16 protein-coding genes and 2 tRNA genes are annotated in these 17,877 nt (G+C 46.3%); 3 read left to right on the forward strand and 15 right to left on the reverse strand.

The features are described from left to right. Positions 1-66: 66 nt before the first annotated feature. The 8 genes from BLV62_RS11395 to BLV62_RS11430 all read right to left on the reverse strand — a co-directional run bounded on the left by BLV62_RS11395 (position 67) and on the right by BLV62_RS11430 (position 10,331). Positions 67-1,626 (reverse strand): L,D-transpeptidase family protein, encoded by a 1,560-nt coding sequence (locus BLV62_RS11395; RefSeq protein WP_089761714.1) that lies wholly within the window; start codon positions 1,624-1,626, stop codon positions 67-69. A 203-nt stretch (positions 1,627-1,829) separates the two neighbouring features. After that, positions 1,830-2,432 (reverse strand): hypothetical protein, encoded by a 603-nt coding sequence (locus tag BLV62_RS28565; RefSeq protein ID WP_089761716.1) that lies wholly within the window; start codon positions 2,430-2,432, stop codon positions 1,830-1,832. Positions 2,433-2,596: 164 nt separating this feature from the next. After that, positions 2,597-5,116, reverse strand: a complete 2,520-nt coding sequence (locus BLV62_RS11405) for a phosphocholine-specific phospholipase C (protein WP_089761718.1) — start codon at positions 5,114-5,116, stop codon at positions 2,597-2,599. 203 nt (positions 5,117-5,319) lie between these two features. Further along, positions 5,320-5,739 carry a hypothetical protein gene (locus BLV62_RS11410; protein WP_089761720.1) on the reverse strand — a complete coding sequence of 140 codons (420 nt, stop codon included), beginning with the start codon at positions 5,737-5,739 and terminating at the stop codon, positions 5,320-5,322. A gap of 41 nt (positions 5,740-5,780) precedes the next feature. After that, entirely contained in the window at positions 5,781-6,923 is a 1,143-nt protein-coding gene (locus tag BLV62_RS11415) for a hypothetical protein (protein WP_089761722.1), read from the reverse strand. A gap of 62 nt (positions 6,924-6,985) precedes the next feature. After that, positions 6,986-8,731, reverse strand: coding sequence for an STN and carboxypeptidase regulatory-like domain-containing protein (locus BLV62_RS11420; RefSeq protein ID WP_089761724.1), 1,746 nt, complete (start codon positions 8,729-8,731; stop codon positions 6,986-6,988). Between the two features lie 44 nt (positions 8,732-8,775). Then, a complete protein-coding gene (locus tag BLV62_RS11425; RefSeq protein ID WP_089761726.1) occupies positions 8,776-9,747 on the reverse strand; it encodes a FecR family protein in 972 nt (323 codons plus the stop codon). 11 nt (positions 9,748-9,758) lie between these two features. Further along, a complete protein-coding gene (locus tag BLV62_RS11430) occupies positions 9,759-10,331 on the reverse strand; it encodes an RNA polymerase sigma-70 factor (protein WP_089761728.1) in 573 nt (190 codons plus the stop codon). A 205-nt stretch (positions 10,332-10,536) separates the two neighbouring features. Between BLV62_RS11430 and BLV62_RS11435 the strand changes: the two genes are divergently transcribed. Continuing rightward, entirely contained in the window at positions 10,537-11,040 is a 504-nt protein-coding gene (locus BLV62_RS11435) for an OmpH/Skp family outer membrane protein (RefSeq protein ID WP_089761729.1), read from the forward strand. Positions 11,041-11,186: 146 nt separating this feature from the next. Here the strand turns inward: BLV62_RS11435 and BLV62_RS11440 are convergent, their stop codons facing one another. Together BLV62_RS11440 and BLV62_RS11445 are read right to left on the reverse strand one after the other, a co-directional pair. After that, positions 11,187-11,480 carry a GNAT family N-acetyltransferase gene (locus tag BLV62_RS11440; RefSeq protein ID WP_089761731.1) on the reverse strand — a complete coding sequence of 98 codons (294 nt, stop codon included), beginning with the start codon at positions 11,478-11,480 and terminating at the stop codon, positions 11,187-11,189. A gap of 162 nt (positions 11,481-11,642) precedes the next feature. After that, on the reverse strand, positions 11,643-12,515 hold the full coding sequence (locus tag BLV62_RS11445) for an SMP-30/gluconolactonase/LRE family protein (RefSeq protein WP_089761733.1): 873 nt from the start codon (positions 12,513-12,515) through the stop codon (positions 11,643-11,645). A 57-nt stretch (positions 12,516-12,572) separates the two neighbouring features. Here BLV62_RS11445 and BLV62_RS11450 point away from each other — a divergent pair, with 57 nt between their 5' ends. Beyond that, complete coding sequence (locus BLV62_RS11450; protein WP_089761735.1) at positions 12,573-13,544, forward strand: DUF2157 domain-containing protein; 972 nt, start codon at positions 12,573-12,575, stop codon at positions 13,542-13,544. Beyond that, complete coding sequence (locus tag BLV62_RS11455; protein WP_089761737.1) at positions 13,528-14,655, forward strand: hypothetical protein; 1,128 nt, start codon at positions 13,528-13,530, stop codon at positions 14,653-14,655. The genes BLV62_RS11450 and BLV62_RS11455 overlap by 17 nt, the downstream gene beginning before the upstream one ends. A gap of 62 nt (positions 14,656-14,717) precedes the next feature. Here the strand turns inward: BLV62_RS11455 and BLV62_RS11460 are convergent. The 5 genes from BLV62_RS11460 to BLV62_RS11480 all read right to left on the reverse strand — a co-directional run bounded on the left by BLV62_RS11460 (position 14,718) and on the right by BLV62_RS11480 (position 17,770). Then, positions 14,718-14,790, reverse strand: a tRNA-Gly gene (locus tag BLV62_RS11460). A 27-nt stretch (positions 14,791-14,817) separates the two neighbouring features. Further along, positions 14,818-14,890: transfer RNA gene (locus BLV62_RS11465), tRNA-Gly, on the reverse strand. A 224-nt stretch (positions 14,891-15,114) separates the two neighbouring features. After that, positions 15,115-16,338 carry a PepSY-associated TM helix domain-containing protein gene (locus BLV62_RS11470; protein ID WP_089761739.1) on the reverse strand — a complete coding sequence of 408 codons (1,224 nt, stop codon included), beginning with the start codon at positions 16,336-16,338 and terminating at the stop codon, positions 15,115-15,117. A 141-nt stretch (positions 16,339-16,479) separates the two neighbouring features. After that, positions 16,480-16,680, reverse strand: coding sequence for a hypothetical protein (locus BLV62_RS11475; RefSeq protein WP_089761740.1), 201 nt, complete (start codon positions 16,678-16,680; stop codon positions 16,480-16,482). A 67-nt stretch (positions 16,681-16,747) separates the two neighbouring features. After that, the gene (locus BLV62_RS11480; protein WP_089761742.1) at positions 16,748-17,770 is read right to left on the reverse strand and encodes a glycosyltransferase family 2 protein; all 1,023 of its coding nucleotides are present in this window, start codon (positions 17,768-17,770) and stop codon (positions 16,748-16,750) included. Positions 17,771-17,877 lie beyond the last annotated feature (107 nt).

Below are 17,877 nucleotides of genomic sequence, written 5' to 3' on the forward strand. Positions count from 1 at the left end.
CGCAACATAATTAAAAGTAAAAGTGTCCCTGGAGTTCAGAGACACTTTTTTTATGTGTCAAACCAACTATAACTTTCTCAACAGTTCTGCATCATGGCCATACACATCATCTGCAAAATGCAGCGCTCCATCTTCCATCCAGGCCGTATAATAAGTGATGATCACCGGTACCGGGTGCTTCACCGCTACAAACTTCTGCTTCCCGCTTTGCATAGCTTCATCTATCTTTTCATCTGTCCATTCAGGCGCATCTTCCAATACAAACTTCGCCATCGCCACAGGGTCCTTCAACCTGATACATCCATGGCTATACGCCCTGTTATCGCGCTCAAATAAGCTCTTTTCCGGCGTATCGTGGAAGTAGATATTATAACTGTTAGGAAAGAGGAATTTAACCCGTCCCAAAGCGTTTTTCTCTCCAGGTTTTTGCCGTATCACCGGCAAACCGTTCGACTCCCCGGTTATTTCCATATTCTTACTGGCCAGGTAATTCGGGTTCCTGTCCATCGCCGGCAGGATCTCCTTCCTTACAATACTTCGTGGAATGTTCCAATACGGACTGAACACAACCTGGTTCAGGAAACCTGAGAACATAGTGGTGCTATGCCCTTCTTTTCCCACTACGATCGGCATGTCGAACAATTTCTTTTTGCCATCCATTACATGCAACATAAAAGCGGGAATATTCACAAGTATCAGTCTTCCTTCCGGCGTTTCCGGTATCCATTTCATACGTTCCATGTTGGCTACTATCTGCCCCAGGCGTTCGCTGGCAGGCACATTCAGCTGCCGGATCACCGAATCGTTGATCACCCCGTTGGCCGATAATCCGTGAGTAACTCTGAAAGTATTCACCGCGGTTTCCAGGGCATCGTCGAATACTGTGGAACTATCTGCATCTTTCAGCTCGCCGGTGATCTGCAGCCGTCGTTTTATTGCCGGGATCTGGGGAGATGACTGTCCTTTCTTCAATGATTTAACAGAAGCGATGGTATCCCATCCGCCGTCCTTAACGTACCGGATATACGATTTAAGCGCGCCTTTCATCGGGGCTACGGCAGGGAAAACATCGTCGCTGGTCCGGAGCATGGAATCCGCCAGCTCGGTGATGGGGTACTTTTTAGCGGGGATCATGTGTTCGAGTTGCGACATGCTCCCTTTCTTCTCTTTGAAATAATTGATCAACCGCAGGGTCAGTTCCAGCTCTGTGTTTACGATAGCCGGATTGGTGTTGCTGACATGCAGTTCGTCATCGTCTACCAGCGCATCTATCTGCCGGTCTAACGACTTGTTGCCACTGCTGTCTTTACTGTAAGTGTAAAGACTTCTGAAAGCTGCCATCTGTTCAACAGCGCCGGATGTATCCAGCCATGCGAACTGGTAATTCCTGGAATTATAAAAACTCCACATCCTGTCGCCCATCGACTGGCTTAAATTCTTCTTCCTGATAAAGTTTGCGATCTGCGAACTATCCAGGAATAACTTGTTATAGGCATTCTCCGGTGTGATGCTGGTATTCCTTGGAGTAATCTCCACTTCTTCCTCATCGCCGGGGGCCGATCCGTTCCTGGTTGGGGCATCGCAGGCGAAAAAGGCTGCGAATGCAAACAGTAATAATCTCCTCATGCCTTCTTCTATATCAAATTAAAAGCCGGCAGGCAAAACCGTATCACCGGCCTGCCGGACGAGGCGGTAATGTTGCCTCGCCGTAACATTCCGGGCAACGAATGCAACAGTAGGATGTTATAACCGGTAAAAACACCACAAAAAAAGGTTGCCTCCACCGGGGTAGAGACAACCTCGTACTTTTATTACCATTACGGTAAAGACTAATCTTTCCAGCCAAGGAATTTAGCTACGTCCTGGTAGTTTTTCCAGTTAAGCGCACTGCGGGCAGCAACGCCACCGGGCACCAATACATACCGGTATTGGAATACCACGTTGTTTTGATCATCTGTTCCGGTACCGGGATTAACGTTCGACAGAATGATCACCCCGCCTTCTATAGCCCTGAAAGTAATATAGGCGCCTAAAGACCCTTCTGTATTACCCGGCTCTATGTAAGGTAAAGGAGTTACCACGGCCTGTGTAGCGGTAGACAAGTTCAGATAAACATGTACGCTTCCTGTAGCCAGGAATTCTTTAGTCAATTTCGGTATTTCAATCCCTCCTATAAACCCTTCTCCTGTTGGTTTATTGTCGTTATCCCTGATGGAATCGAAGGCTACGTTCAGCCAGGCTGAATAAATAACATTAGCAACCCCGGTATCGCCTTTTGGACCGGTATCGCCTTTCGGACCAGCGGGGCCGGCAGGACCAGCGGGACCAGCAGGGCCGGCAGGACCCTGGCTTCCATCTTTGGAGCAGGATACTACAGCAAGTAAAACGGAAAAGATGATGAATAAGGGAAGGTGGCGGGAGATGACTTTCATACAAGACAGATTTTGGAAGTTATATAATAGATTTTCAGGAAAACGAGTCTGGGATCACTTCTACATTTATATCAATATACAAAATATCAAATATTAACAAAAATAAAAAAGCTATTGTTGCAAGCTAAGCCGGCAACAATAGCTTTTTTCCGAAAAAAATATTTCTAGGCCATTAAAGGATCGCTGATCGACTCCTTTCCTGTTTCTACTCTTCCTGCAAACCGTTGGCTGTAAAGGGAATTGCCTTCCACCGTCACTTCCACATCATACCAGCCGCCATGTTTGGCGCTCCAATCCAAAACCATCGAAGCAGCAGCGCCTGCAGCCAGCACTTTGGCAACTGTCCCGTTCTTATAGCTTTTATCCTGTACCTTAACGGTAACCTGTTTTTTAGATTGGTTGCTGATCCGGAGTTCCAGGTTCCCTGTCAGCTTTTTGCTGCTGGTCAGCGATGGCTGGTACCCGCATTGAACGCTGATCTGCGGATCGTTTGCATCGCCAATGAACTCCCTGTAAAAACCGTTCGGTCCATAAACCCTCAGGTGATAATGCCCATCGCCGAATTGCTGCAGCGGCCAGGCGTCTTTCAGCGTATCTCCCGCCTTTACAGCGTAAGACCAGGCTCTTACCGGCTCCATAGCTCCGTTCTCCTGCCGGTAGTTGCCAGGGGCATACACGTTAAAAGGAGAACCGGCTGCTTTCCGGCCAAAAACCTTGTTGGCGGCAGTGAACTGGAGGTCAAACGACTTCCTGTCGGCGCTCAGTTTACCGTTTACATATAACTCGTATGGCAAGGCGTTAGCTACCCTGGTGCCGGGTTCCTGCTTCGGCATCCATTCGGATTTTGCAGGGTCGTTATTGATCTCGGCCACTTCCTGCGGAGTCAATGCCTTAAACCCATCCGGCAACTTCTTGAATTTCGCATTGTAGATGCTCTCTATTACCTCGTTCCTCTCCAGGAAAGGTAAAGTCACCTTCTCGCCGTTGAAAGGGCGGAAAACAGAGGAAAGATCGCCGCATATTGTTCTTCTCCACTCAGTGATATTTGTTTCTTTAACAGGCTTGCCGGTTTTATGCTGCAACCAGTTTTCCAGGAACTGGAGGATAGACGTATGATCAAAAACCTGTGAATTAACATACCCTCCGCGGCTCCATGGCGACGCGATCACCAACGGCACCCTGTAACCAAGGCCGATAGGGCTTTCGCGAACATCGTCTTTATGAACACGGGATTTGGATTCTTCCTGTTCTTTTGTTTCATATTCAACCACGGTATTAATACCGGCAGATACTTTACCTGTACCCGGGCGATGCGGAGCTACAAAGGGAGGAACGTGATCAAAATACCCGTCATTCTCATCATAACATAAAATGAAAATTGTTTTCTTCCATACTTCCTCCTTCTTCGTCAGGATATCGAGCACCTCTGAAACATACCAGGCGCCGTACCATGGAGAACCGGGATGGTCGCTGAATTCTGCCGGCGCTACCAACCACGAAACAGTGGGTAATTTACCTTCGTTCACATCTGTTCTGAACTGGTGGAAGATATCGCCTTTCGGAATCCGGATAGTTCTTTCCGTATCACCGTCTTTATAGGTTAATGTTTCCAGTTCATGATAATCCGGATCTTTTTCGTTTGTTGTAAATGCTTTACTGTGGAGATTTTGTGCACGTTGCGAGAGTTTCGCAAAGTTCTCCGGCGTAAAGTGTTCCTTATCTTTTTTACAGATCTCCAGCTCCTCCTGCAAGGCTTTCAGTTTCCTTTGCAGTTTGGCTGCATTTTCGCCGGTAGCGGATTTCAGCTGCGTTTCAACATCGCTGATCTCTTTAGGCAGCTGAGGAATACGACGTTCAAGGAATAACCTGTAGCCCTTCGAGAACTTTACATTGTAGGCTTTGAACCATTCTATCGGGTTGTCGGTGAAATTGGCCAGCCAACCGTCTTTTTCACCTTCCAGTTCCGTAATGCTTAATTCGTTCTGGTAGATCTTCCAGGAGATGTTATTGTCTTCCAGCCTTTCAGGAAAGGTGGTCCAGTTGGCTTCTGCATCGTAATCCACATCCGAGTTCCAGACGTTTGCTTTCTTGCCATCATGGATAGTACCGGTCCAGAGATATAGCCTGTTAGGCGTAGTACCTGTCAGCGAAGAACAGAAATTCTGGTCGCACACGGTGAAGGCATCTGCCAGGTCGTAGTAGAAAGGGATATCCTGACGATCATAGTATCCCAGCGTGAGCGGCATTGGCGCCCAGTCCCGGTTGCCAGATTGTTTTACCAGCAGCCATTTATCGTATTTGCCGTCATTGCGGGCATCCACCTGGTTAGACCAGGAGTGAGGCAAACTGCTCATCCAGGTGGCTTTGGTATCTTTGATGTTCAAGCGGAAAGGCGCAAAGGTTTCTCCCTTTGCATTGCTTTGCAGCCAAACCTTGTTCTTATTAGGCAACTGGATGGCCCTTGGATCATTATATCCTCTAATTCCCCTGAGGGTGCCGTAAGAGTGATCGAACGACCTGTTTTCCTGCATGAGTATCACTACATGTTCTGCATCCAGGTAAGTACTTCCAGGTTGGGGATCAATAGCCATTGCCCGCTGAATGGACGCTGGCAATGCAGTGAATACTCCGGCTGCACCGGATAATAATGCAGCTTTTTTAAGAAACTCTCTTCTGTTATCCATTATTTTGATGTTGATTTTTTCACGTCACTGTTCAACTCTTCTGAAGCTAAACGATAGGAAGGAAAAATAGTAAAAATCCATGGGCCCGCATAACCTGAAATGATAAACGGGTCATTATTTTATTGTTATGGTGGAAGAAAGGCATTAAAAAAGCCCCCCTGCATAGCAGAAGGGCTAATATATATTGAGAAATGGTAAGGTTATTATTGTTCAGAAGGGATCAGCACAATTTTAATTCTCACCTTGGTAGGAGGCGGCGCAGAGGCAACCCCGTTTATTCCCTTGATCTGTACAAAAACCGTATTCTCGTTATGCAATACGTTATACGACTGATTAGCAAAAACCTGTGGCAACATTTCAAATTCCTGTGGCGCGGCGCTGGAGTTAGGAGCATACCGGGCCATTGACACGATCACTCCATCTAACTGGTTAACTCCATTCAGTTCCGGAACAGATGTAGACCAATTGTAGGTTTGATCTGTATTATCATAAATCCAGTCGTTTGGTGAGGCTTCCACGAGGATGGTCTGATTAGGAATTACGATTTCATTGGTGGTTTTCTTACAGGCGGGCATAACAAATACTGCCAATAAGAGGAGGGGGAGGTAAAGCCATGTTTTCATATAAAGACTCTTTTGAAAGCATATACCAAATACAGTGCCATTTAAATGGTCATAGCCAGGCCCCCGGTAACCCCAATGTAGATAGCATTAAAGCGTTCGTGGCTGTAGTGATCAGACCAGATGTAATGCTTCCTCAGATCGTTGCCTAGCCCGTGTTTGGTGGAGATTGCGTTGAAAGTAGGTCCTCCGAAGATCTCGAAACGGTTGCCGAAGCGTACCGAAGGAAGTATGGAGAGCGCTGATTTATTGTAGAAACTTCCTTTAAATGCGGTAAGAGTAGTATTGGTAACTTCCAGCTTTAAACGTGCCACGCCTACATCCAGGAGGTTAGCTCCTATACCGCCCTGTAAAGCATACAGGTGGTCAGTTTCGCCCTTATAACTCCTGCTTTCCTTCACGTTATACCCTACACCAAGTATGCCGTATAAACGGCGGCCGCCCGATTTGAACGCACCTATCAGAGTACCGGTTTCATCTATGCTCACCGCTATTTGTCGTTCTCCCCCCTTCACGATGTTAATTAACCCAATAGGGCAATCGCTGCTATCAGCAATATTGATGAAACCTGCTACCTGTACCCCTTTTACTTTTTTGGCAATGTTCACAAATCCGCCAACCTGCAGTTTTACGTCTGTGGCTTTATTGAGGAAACCCGCCACCTGTACGCCCGCTTTACCCGTGGTATTGGCAAAACCTGCAAGCTGTATCCCGGTGTTCATACTGGCATGGTTATAAAATCCTGCCAGCTGCGTTCCATACACTTCTTTTTTTACAAGGTTTGTAAAGCCTGCGAACTGAACTCCCCGGAAGCTGACGCTTTTGTTCAGGAAGCCCGCCAGCATCACACCATCGGCATGCGATTTCACCAGGTTCATAAAACCTGCAACAGAGGTACTATGCCAGGTAGTGCCGATATGATTCGAAAAGCCAGCTACCTGTACGCCTGTTCCTAGTTCTGAAATAATATTGCTTACTCCTGCTACAGCAGTAGCAGTAACGGATTTGGATTTTCCGGCGATCACGAAGAAAGAAACCCTGTCGACCTGGTTAGCCGATTGCATACCAAAAACACCTAAAGGATATACCAACCCTATATTGACTGGATGTGCAGATGCTGAATCCTGGGCGAATGCCTGACTTACTGTAGCGAATAGCGTTAATAACAGCAGATAAATTACTCTCATGTCTTGTCTTTTTACTTACAGTAATACGACACGCTTATATTTATCTACCCCTATAAAAAAAATTAAAACAGCGTAATGCCTGCCTGCCATCCCAACCAGGAGTGTACTTTGTCGCCCAGCTTTATTGTTGGGTAAGATGATTTGAAAGGAAGAACATTTTCTCCTTCTCCCGTCATATGCATCATAAATGCCGGACCACCCATGATCGCAATACCATTGGTGATCTTCCATTGCAGGGATGGGCGTAATGCCAGCTGTTGAGCAGTGCTGCTGCCGCGCACGAGAGTTGTAAAATAGAGTTCTGTAGACAACGACAGCGCCGGACTGATAGTCCATAGGTTACCTACGCCCAAACCCGCTGTCCACGTAGGCACAGGCTCGTTGTTGATGCCCCCTGTCAATATAGAATAGATAGTTTTATTACCGCTTTTCCAGGCGATGTTATAAGGCAGTTCGTCTGTTGCAAACACGCTTACTTTTTTGTATCCCTTACGGGCTATATTCACCAGGCCAATACTAAAACCATCGGTTGTATCAGTTATGTTTACAATGCCTACCTGCAAACCTTTTAAACGACGGGCATAATTGAATACGCCGGCTATTTGTACCCCTCTCATGGTTTTGCCTGAAATGTTTCCCACGCCCGCGATCTGGACGCCGGCTACATCGCCTTTGGCCGAAGAGATAACGCCGCTTGTCTGGTTGCCCTCCAATGCGCCGCCGGCCCTGCTGATCACGCCGCCTACCTGGATGCCTTTTACAGAGTCGCCGGCTATAGCCACTGCGCCCTGCAACTGAACTCCTCTCACCTTCCCTTTTACTGTACCCGCTACACCGGTTGTTTGTACGCCTTCCATGTCACCGCCTACGATATTGCTGAATCCCCCGATCTGGACGCCGGTCAGCGAGTCGCCAACGTTATTGTGAAACCCTGCAATCTGCACACCTGAGGCCTTTCCTCCCACTATATTGAGGAAGCCGGAAATCTGTACATCTTTCATGTCATTCTTCACCATGTTAAAGATCGTTCCAACCTCCACGCCATCAACGCCTGCAGCATATCCTCCTATCATGTTGAAAGAAAACTTATTCACTACCTGTCCGCTCATCCGGCCATGTGTTCCCAGGCCCGGGGTTAAGGAGAACTGGTAGGGCTTATCTGCCAGGAATCCGCCAATGTTCAGTGTGGTAAGCTTCTGGCGGGAAGAGAGGAAGACTTTTGCAAACCAGTTCCTGTCGAGTGTATGCTTCCCCGTTACATCCACAACTTTCAGCTGGTAGGTAACAGGAGAAATATTCAGGTCTAGTTCCTGGTCCTGCCCTGCCGGTACGAGCAACGTAGTATCTGCATACAGGTCCTTACTAACGCTAATGGCTGCGGTAGGAGATCTTTCCTTTAACCGCAGCCTGAAGTAGCCGTCGTTGTTTGTTAGTGTTGAAATGAGTTGCTGTCGTTCATACACGCTTGCATTAGGTAGTTTGCGGCCTGTCGTTCGGTCGGTCACGAAACCGCTCACTACGAAGTAATTCTGCACAGCCGACTTTCGCAGTATTATAATGTAGTTCCCTGATTCTTTGTAAATATAGTCGCTGCCCAATAAGGTTTCCAGCACTTGTTTCACCGGTTTGTCTTTCACGGAAATAGCAACAATGCTGTCGGGCGGCAGTACATTGCTGAGGTAAGAGAAGAAGAAATTTCCCTGCCTGGAAATATCATTCAAGACCTTCGACAATGGTTCCCGTTTGGCATTGATGCTTACCTTTTTGTTCAACAGGTTTTGAGCGTTCACCTGTAAAGTCAGCAACATACAGAACAGGGATATAAAAAATGGCCTAAGTAAAAACATGCTAATTATTTCAACAATATTCGGGAGCCTGATCTTGTTACCTGGATGTCGTAAGTCAAGCTGATGATCTCCAGGTTCTCGTCCAGTGAGGAAGTCGGGAATGTAGTGTTGATGGCGAGGTTGCGTTTTGCTTCGTTTTCAATCACTATATCCACTCCATAAACTTCATTCATCAGGCTAACCAGTTTCCATAATGGAGTATTATTACAAACAAATGATTTCGTGCGATAGTAGTTATACAGTTCATCATTGTCGGTCTGTTTTTCAAATGATGATTGTCCTTCCCTGATAGTGGTTCTTTCGTTCGTTTTCAACTGCAATACTTTACCTCCTTTGCTTACTTCGATAGCGCCGCTTTCCACTATGATGCTGGTGGCGCCATTTTGTGTTTTAACATTGAATGAGGTTCCCAAAACCCTGATCGTTACATCATTTGCTTTAATCACAAAGGGTTTGTTCTCGTCTTTGGCCACATCAAAGAACGCTTCGCCTTTTAAGGATACTTCACGGGTATTGTTAACGTTGGCATAGGTTAAGCGGGAACCTTTGTTCAGCGTAATAGCAGAACCATCGGGCAATACCTGGCTGGCTACCTGGGTATCGGCAGTTATAATCGTTTTATTATTGTGCAGCAGCAACCAGAGTCCTCCGGCCCCTAACAGTACCAATACTACTGCAGCGATCTTAAGAAAGGGAAAAATGGTATTGGTACGGGAAGCTAAAGGGACGACCTTCGTTGCAGCATTGCCGGCTCCCACTCTTTGCTGGAATCTTTTCCAGGCTTCGTTTTCATCCACGGTGCTTTTTACGGCCAGTTGCCTGCTCTCCTGCCAGATGGTCTGAAAATGTTGGTAGTAACGACGATTCTCTTCGCGTTCGTTCAACCATTTTTCCACAGCTCCTTTCTCCACCGGCGTAACAGTGTCGAGCAGGTACTTTACCAACAGGTCGTCGTTTATATTGTCAGATCGTTTCACGTATTAATTAATTATAGATTGATCAAAATTAACAGCAGTGGTAAAAAATCGACCAATTGATGACGCAGGATTTTTAAAGCCTTGCCCATCTGGTTTTCCACTGTTTTTACAGATATTTTCAGTTTGTCGGCTATCTCCTGGTAGCGCAACTCCTCAAATCTGCTTAATTGAAAAACGGTCCTGCATTTTTCCGGAAGAGATTGCAGCGCTATGTCCAACCGCTGTTGCAATTCGCTCATCATCACTTTACCGGAGGCAGGGCCGGCGGAATAATGATGGGCCATCGCATGTTTCGAATGTTCCTGGTGCGCCTGTTTTACTTTTTCATGCCTCAGGTAGTTCACACATTCGTGGTAAACAGACCTGTAGAGGTAACCTGAGATGCTTTCACGGATCTTTATCTTATCCGCTTTCTCCCATAGTTTACAAAATACCTGCTGCACCATCTCTTCGGCCATTATATCGTCTTTCAATAATGTGCAGGCGTAAGCATGCAAACCTTTAAAATGGGTTTTAAAGAGTTGTTCAAAAGTCAATGTTGCTGTGTCCTGCACTACTTCGGTGCTGGTATTAAGAAATTCCATTCCAGGGGGTTGATATCTCACATCAAATATAATAGCTTCTGCCAAGGGAACTAATTTCTTTTACGACACGCAATGAATTATCTACCCCTATGCCGGGCAAAAATATTTCTAATTACCTAGTTGATCACTTTAACATTCTCTTATATAAGTGTTAAGCAATATTTCACATTTCGACTGTTAATATTGTTCCAGCAAAAAGATACCAATGAAATACTACTATTTGTCAGGCCTGTTATCTGTATTGTCGTTTACCGCTGTGAAGGCCCAGTCCAAAACCGGTTACGTCAATTTCCAGGAACTTATCCTGATGATGCCTGAAACAAAAGTAGCCAACGACTCCCTGAGTGTATTAGAAACCCGGTTGAACAGTGATCTGCAGGATTTAGTGAAGGAATATACCCGGAAAGTAAAAGAATTGGATAGCCTGGGCAGTAAATTAAGCCCGGTAATGATAGAAACAAGAACTTCCGAAATACGCAACGCAGAAGCTAATATTCAAAGATATAAGGAAACAGCCGCCCAAACGCTGAACGACAAAGAGCATGCACTATTAGCGCCTATTATGGATAAAGCCAAAAAAGCATTAAAGGCGGTAGCCAATGAAAAAGGTTATACGCTCGTGATTGATAACTCCAAAGATGCGGTATTAGTGTCCGCAGAAACCGATGATCTGATGCCGGCAGTAAAAGTGAAGCTGGGGCTGAAGTAGATAGGCGTCATTCAAACAAGTACATTTGATCCATTTAGTTATTTAGTTATTTGTCCGGCGTGTGCTGGTCAATTCTTCCGCCATTCTAATTGATGTAATGCTATGCCGGCAAATAATTAAATAACTAAATGTCAAATGTTTACAAATTATATATGCAATCCATGCGCCAGTAATGATTTCCACTGTGGGTGGCTGCGCACATAGTCTGCAACTTTTTTACTGGTAGGTACCATTCTTATATTCTGTGCAGAGATCTCCTGCATTACTTTTTCCAGCATAGCCGGTAAAACGCCCTGTTTTTCAAGGGCTGGCGACATTTCAGCGCCAGTCAGGAATATACGGGTACCGTTTCTCTCATAAATCACTTTCGCCATCTGGCCGGCAATTGTAGCCTCAAACCTTCTGGCTTCCTTGTTGTCAAAAATTTCAAAATCCTTCATGATCTTATTTTTACACTGCTCTTTTTTGTTGTAGTAGAAAATCTTAAGGGAGGGAAATAAGATAGCTGAACTGGTATTAAAATACCTTCAATCGCTTTTTTCTACACGCAAAGATACGAAAATAGCAGGAGAAAACCCGGATCTGTACGGATTCTAAAAATCTCAATATTTAAAACTGCTGGCTAATAAGCCTTTAACAGGCAGTTTGACTGTGAAAACGCTGCCGCTGAGCGGATGTGCAGCGATCTGCTCCGGCGATAAATGCTCCCGGGCTGTTGTGATCAGCAGCTCATCCAAACCCGGGCCGCCAAACGCACAATTGGATACGTTCGGTGCAGGCACATCTATCTTTGCCAGCAATTCACCTGTCTGCGGGTTCCAGCAATAAACGCCGAAACCGCCCCAGTGAGCTATCCATAAATTGCCTTCTGCATCGGCAGCCATGCCATCCGGCCAGCCATAACCATCGGGGATCGTTACTGCTACCCTTGAAAAACGGATATCACCCGTCGCCTGGTTGTACTCAAACTCCCGGACCTGGCGGGTATCCGTATCTATATAATACATTCGATCATCTATCCACACCAATCCATTGGAAATAGTGACTCCCGCCAGCTTGCAAACCGGCGCCCCCTTCCCTGTAATGCAATAAAGATTGCCGGTGCCTTTGTCGGCCGGCATCTGCATTGTTCCTATCCATAACCTTCCTGCCGGGTCGCATCTTCCATCGTTACACCGCACATTACTTCGTGTATCCAACACAGTGATATCCTTTCCCAGTCCTTCGGCAGGCGAGAAAAAAGCAATTCCGTCATGCGTGCCAACCAGCAATCTCTTTCCTCCTTCTTCCGGTACCAGCATGGTTACATACCTGTCGGCCTCATAACAGGTCTGATGCCCATCCATTGTCCGGGTATAGATACATTTGCCCAGGATATCCACCCAGCACCAGCATTGCTGCTCCTGCCACCAAAAGGCTCCCTCTCCCAGCTCAGACGATAACGTAGATAATACAGTTGCTCGATATTGTTTCATACCCTACAAAGATAGTTTTGATATTGTATATTGCACCCTTCATCCGTTATTCTGAATATGAACCAAAACACACCTGCACACCAGGAGGAACTACCCCCCTCAGCAATTACCGAAGCACAAATGAAGGCTTTCTCCGGTCAACGTCTCTTTTCGCTGCATTGGGAGATCAAAGTTCTGTTATACCTGGGCGTACTCTTACTCAGCACCGGGCTTGGCATACTGGTATACGAAAACATAGACACCATCGGTCACCAGGCCGTTCTGGCTTTTATTGCCATTCTCAGCGCCGGCAGTTTTTTCTATTGTTACAAACAGTCGGCTCCTTTTTCATGGAACAAGGTAGAATCGCCCAACCCGTTTTTCGATTATATATTACTGTTAGGGTGTTTAACCTTTATTTCGTTTATCGGCTACCTGCAATTTGCTTACACGGTATTCGGAACAAAATACGGGCTTGCCACCGCCATCCCGCTGGTGGTGCTGTTCTTCAGCGCTTATTATTTCGATCACCTGGGCGTGCTTTCCCTGGCGATCACCAACCTTGCGGCCTGGCTGGGTATCACGGTAACGCCTATGCGGATATTGTCGGACAATGATTTCAGCAGCTACCGGCTGATCGCCACCGGAATGGGGTTGGGTATTTTCCTGCTTGTACTGGCCCTCATTTCGCAAAAGAAAAACCTGAAAGCGCATTTCGCTTTTACCTATAGGAACTTTGGGGCGCATATCTTCTTTATATCCTGCCTGGCGGCTTTCTTTATCGGATACAACCTGCCATTGACCTGGTTCCTGGTCCTTTCGGCCTTTGCAGCCTATATGTGGATAACTGCGTACAAAGAAAAATCATTTTACTTTTTGCTGATCACACTACTATACGAGTACCTGGGCCTTTGCACTATTGTTATACGGGCCTTTGCAGAGATCAATGAAATATACCCTTCTATAATGTTTGTCATCGTTTCTGCTATTTTCCTTTGCTATTACCTGATACAGCTCAGTAAAAAAATTAAACATGATCGCGTACAATAAACAATCGTTAGATAGTCTCTCTATACAAGAAACCGCCCGCAAAGCGCTTTTCGATAAATATATCGACCAGGCGGCCTATGACAGGATCATAGCAGCGCATCCTGTTAGTTTTTATATGCCGAACATCTTTGCGCGGGTTGGATTGTATATCCTGACCTGGGTAGCTGTGTTGTTTGCCTGGGGACTGGTAGGCCTGTTGTTATTTACAAGCATAAACGAAGAAGAGATACTCTACGGGATCGCCTTCCTTTTTGCTATTGCCGGCTTTTTTATGCTGGAACTTTTTATACGGGAGAAGAAATTATTCAGGGCAGGGATCGACGACGCGCTGCTCTTAAGCAGTTGCGTTGCATTGACAGGCGCCTTGCATTTTATTTATAGGGAGAATGGCGTGATGATCGCTGCTACAGTGTGCATCGTGAGCTTACTTTCTACCGCCAGGTATGCCGACCGGCTGATGGCTTCCATATGTTACATTTCCTTCCTGGCGGCTGTTTTCCTGGCGATGATGCCGGAGGCTATGGCAGCTATCCCGTTCACGTTGATGGGCATTTCACTGGCCGGTTATTTTGCCTGCAGGAAAATGCTGAAGTCCTTTTCGTTGAGGCATTACAGTAATATTTTCACTATTGTATCTATCCTCTCGCTATGCAGCTTTTATGTAGCCGGCAATTTCTATGCAGTGAAAACACTGGCTCCCGTAGTTCCTTTGCCGGGGCTGTTCTGGGCGCTTACCCTGGTTACGCCGCTGGTATTCATTTACCTGGGGTTAAGGAAAAAAGACGTGATCCTTTTACGGAGCGGGTTGATATACATAGCGGCAGCGGTGTTGACGGTACGCTACTTCCATTCGGTATTACCGCTTGCCTCGGCTATGATCGTTGCCGGGCTGGTATTGGTAGCGCTATCCTGGTGGCTGATACGTTACCTTAAAACACCGAAGAACGGATTTACCTACGAGCCGTTGGCTTATCCGTCAGCAACGGATAAACTGAACATCAGCGGATTGATCATTTCCCAGACTTTCGGCGGAACGCATCAGCCGTCGGGCGGTGATGTGCAATTTGGCGGCGGCAGCGGAGGAGGCGGAGGCGCGAGCGGAGACTATTAAGCCGGTGAAGAAGTTATTAAAACAACAAAGCCTGATTGTGAGTACAATCAGGCTTCTTTTTGAGCGGAAGACCGGGCTCGAACCGGCCACCCCGACCTTGGCAAGGTCGTGCTCTACCAAATGAGCTACTTCCGCAGGGTGTTAAGAACTTTAGAAAAACTGAGCGGAAGACCGGGCTCGAACCGGCCACCCCGACCTTGGCAAGGTCGTGCTCTACCAAATGAGCTACTTCCGCAGGGTATTAAGAACTTTGATATTTAAGATCTTTCCCCAACTAATTGACAATCTTACGATTGCCTTGCCCATTGGCGTTTTCGTTGGGATTGCAAAGATAGGAAACGGACTGAAAACACAAAATTCTTTTTAGAACTTTTCGAAAGAATTTTACCGGGATGTTTATACCGCATGCATAGAATGCAATACAGCAGGGGGTTACAGGCCAGGCCACAATAAATGGAATCAGGAGCTTACAGCCACCCTAACTGCTTGCTTCACAGGCTTTTTCGATTTCTTCTTCTTGCCCCACCAGATATAAAAACCAGTTATAGGTAAAGATGCACAGATGAGACTGATCACAAAAGCGATGATCTTCCCCGGCAAGCCGCCGATGGCCCCTACGTGGATATCATAGTTCATATCCAGCAGTCGTTCGCCCCGGTTCTTGTCGTTATCATTACGCCTGTTCAGCAAAGCCCCGGAATATTGATCGAACTGCAGCTCGTCTCTTCCGTAATAAACCTCTTTGCCTTTATAGCCGGAAATATAGTGTACCCCGTCGGGTGTGGCAGCAGGGGTTACGCCTATACGACGGGCGCCTTTGAGTATACCAGCCGCTTTGTTGTAGGCGATATCCAGCGGATCTATATCAGCTACTTCATTGTTATTTTTTACAGATTGCACGGTTTTAATGGCCGGCGGTTGAGTAGACCCTGATGCGGCTACGTATACGGCCGCCTCAAACCAGGTGAACGACCATACCATACCCGTGAGGGCGATCACCAGGGCTATGATCAGGGCATAAAAACCCAGGACATTGTGCAGGTCGTAGTTCAATCGCTTAAAACTCGCTTTCCACTTGATCTTAAAACTTTGCTGCCTGGTGGATCTGGTCCATTTCTTAGGCCACCACATGATCAGTCCTGTAACCAGGAGTATAACGAAAATGAATGTACTCCATCCTACAATAGGCTGACCGTATTTGGTGTTCAGCAACAGGCTCCAGTGGATGTATTTTACTATAGAGAAGAAATTGCGTTTGAAGTCTATGCGCCCCGTTACCTCGCCGGTATAGGGATTCACATATACTGCTTCGTAGTATTTAATAGCTCCGAAGTAGGTAATGGCGGTATCGTTGCCGCTATAACAGGAAAATTCCCAGGCCTTATCAGGCGCCGTGTAGGTGGTAATATAACTGGCAGGTTTACCGGGCCCCAGAGCCGCCTGTGCTTTATCCAGCAGTTGACTTAACGGGAGAACTGGACGTTGTTCGGGAGTAACATATAAAGTTTTATGGTAATACCAATTATTCACCTCCTGCTGGAATACGAACAGGCAACCGGTTACGCTAATGATCACCACCAGGATACCGGAAACCAGCCCCAGCCATAGGTGCAGCCATTCCACTACCTTGCGGAACAGGGATTTCCCTTTCTTTTGCTTTGATTTTTCTTCCTTATTGTACATATCAGCCCTGATAGCCAGCAAATTTCTTATATAAGGAACCGGGAAGGGAATCGGATCGGGAATTTTTTTTACGAGATAGGGAAAATAAAAAACCTCCTGCCGGTATAACCGGAGGAGGTTGGATAATTATGTTGAAGTAAATTATTTGTATTTAGGATTATACAGTGTGCTTTCCTGGATTTTTACATCTGGTTTACCTGCATATTTATGCTTGTAAAGATTGTAGCATCCGCCTAACATGAAAGCTAACATACAAAACAATTGCACATAAAACAGCCAGCGGGAGCGGGAAACCTTATCTAAGGTGATATCTTTGGTATTTTCTACTGTATTCTGTTCCATAATCAGTTTATTTCCGGTTGCAAACCTACACAATATTTTGATATTTCAGAATTTTTCATGCTTGAAATCAATGGTTCAGGGTGGAAAAATATTTCCTTCTCAGGAAATAATACCTCCAGATCATGATACCATGAAACACGCCATTCATTTTCATCAGCTTCATTTCCGGCAGCTGGTCAGTTTTCACATAAGTCCTGCGCCATTTGTAATAGTCCTTGTACGCCCTGTAAACCGCCATCATATCTTTAGGTTTCCCGGCAACCAGGCTTTTTACGGCGGCCAGGATATCCAGGAAGAACCGTTGTACCAGTACGATCCAGCGATCTTCGCTATGCAGGTTTTTCCACAGCATCATTAAATTGTTCCGGAAATTAAGGTATAGCTTGCGTGGATTTCCCTGGGGCAAACTTCCTCCGCCAACATGGTAAACAACAGAGTCGGGGCAATAGCAGATCCTGTACCCGGCGCGTTGTAAACGCCAGCACATGTCCACTTCTTCCATGTGCGCAAAAAAGCTGCGGTCAAATCCTCCTACCTCATGGAAGCAGTGCGATCTTATAAATAAAGCGGCGCCCGTTGCCCAGAAAATATCCTGTACATCGTCGTACTGCCCTTTGTCCTTTTCCGTGGTATACAAGATCCTTCCCCTGCAAAACGTATAGCCAAGAATATCCATCCACCCTCCCGCTGCACCGGCGTATTCAAATTCGTCGCGCTGTGCGTAAGCTCTCAGTTTAGGCTGGCAGGCAGCGATTTTTGGGTCCTGCTGCATAAGGTTCACCACCGGCTCTATCCACCCGGGTTCCACTTCCACATCCTGGTTCAGCAACACGTAAATATCGGCCTGCACATGCTGCAATGCATCGTTGTAGCCCCCGGCGAAGCCGTCGTTGCGCGGGTTACGCACGATACCGATCTGCGGATAATGTTCTTTCACAAACGCAACGCTGTCGTCTGTCGATGCATTATCTGCCAGCACGATCTGTAAATTAGGATAGGTAGATCCGCATACAGATGGCAGGAACTTCTCCAGGAAAGACTTCCCGTTCCAATTTAAAATTACAACCGCAACTGATGGCAATACAGGCAACTGATATTACGTTTATGCGTGAACAATTAATTTTGAGATGCAAATATGCAACAAAGGATGTTAATATTTTGCTACTATTACACATTCAGATAAGGTTAATATCACTT

Origin of the sequence: Chitinophaga terrae (ex Kim and Jung 2007) (assembly GCF_900107795.1) — a bacterium.
Taxonomy (GTDB): domain Bacteria; phylum Bacteroidota; class Bacteroidia; order Chitinophagales; family Chitinophagaceae; genus Chitinophaga; species Chitinophaga terrae.

Bases quoted from the DNA above. Each gene is read 5' to 3' on its own strand.
- BLV62_RS11445 (WP_089761733.1), bottom strand. From the start codon at position 12,515: ATGAAACAATATCGAGCAACTGTATTATCTACGTTATCGTCTGAGCTG.
- BLV62_RS11420 (WP_089761724.1), bottom strand. From the start codon at position 8,731: ATGTTGCTGACTTTACAGGTGAACGCTCAAAACCTGTTGAACAAAAAG.
- BLV62_RS11450 (WP_089761735.1), top strand. From the start codon at position 12,573: ATGAACCAAAACACACCTGCACACCAGGAGGAACTACCCCCCTCAGCA.
- BLV62_RS11435 (WP_089761729.1), top strand. From the start codon at position 10,537: ATGAAATACTACTATTTGTCAGGCCTGTTATCTGTATTGTCGTTTACC.
- BLV62_RS11440 (WP_089761731.1), bottom strand. From the start codon at position 11,480: ATGAAGGATTTTGAAATTTTTGACAACAAGGAAGCCAGAAGGTTTGAG.
- BLV62_RS28565 (WP_089761716.1), bottom strand. From the start codon at position 2,432: ATGAAAGTCATCTCCCGCCACCTTCCCTTATTCATCATCTTTTCCGTT.
- BLV62_RS11395 (WP_089761714.1), bottom strand. From the start codon at position 1,626: ATGAGGAGATTATTACTGTTTGCATTCGCAGCCTTTTTCGCCTGCGAT.
- BLV62_RS11410 (WP_089761720.1), bottom strand. From the start codon at position 5,739: ATGAAAACATGGCTTTACCTCCCCCTCCTCTTATTGGCAGTATTTGTT.
- BLV62_RS11415 (WP_089761722.1), bottom strand. From the start codon at position 6,923: ATGAGAGTAATTTATCTGCTGTTATTAACGCTATTCGCTACAGTAAGT.
- BLV62_RS11455 (WP_089761737.1), top strand. From the start codon at position 13,528: ATGATCGCGTACAATAAACAATCGTTAGATAGTCTCTCTATACAAGAA.
- BLV62_RS11475 (WP_089761740.1), bottom strand. From the start codon at position 16,680: ATGGAACAGAATACAGTAGAAAATACCAAAGATATCACCTTAGATAAG.
- BLV62_RS11430 (WP_089761728.1), bottom strand. From the start codon at position 10,331: ATGGAATTTCTTAATACCAGCACCGAAGTAGTGCAGGACACAGCAACA.
- BLV62_RS11405 (WP_089761718.1), bottom strand. From the start codon at position 5,116: ATGGATAACAGAAGAGAGTTTCTTAAAAAAGCTGCATTATTATCCGGT.
- BLV62_RS11470 (WP_089761739.1), bottom strand. From the start codon at position 16,338: ATGTACAATAAGGAAGAAAAATCAAAGCAAAAGAAAGGGAAATCCCTG.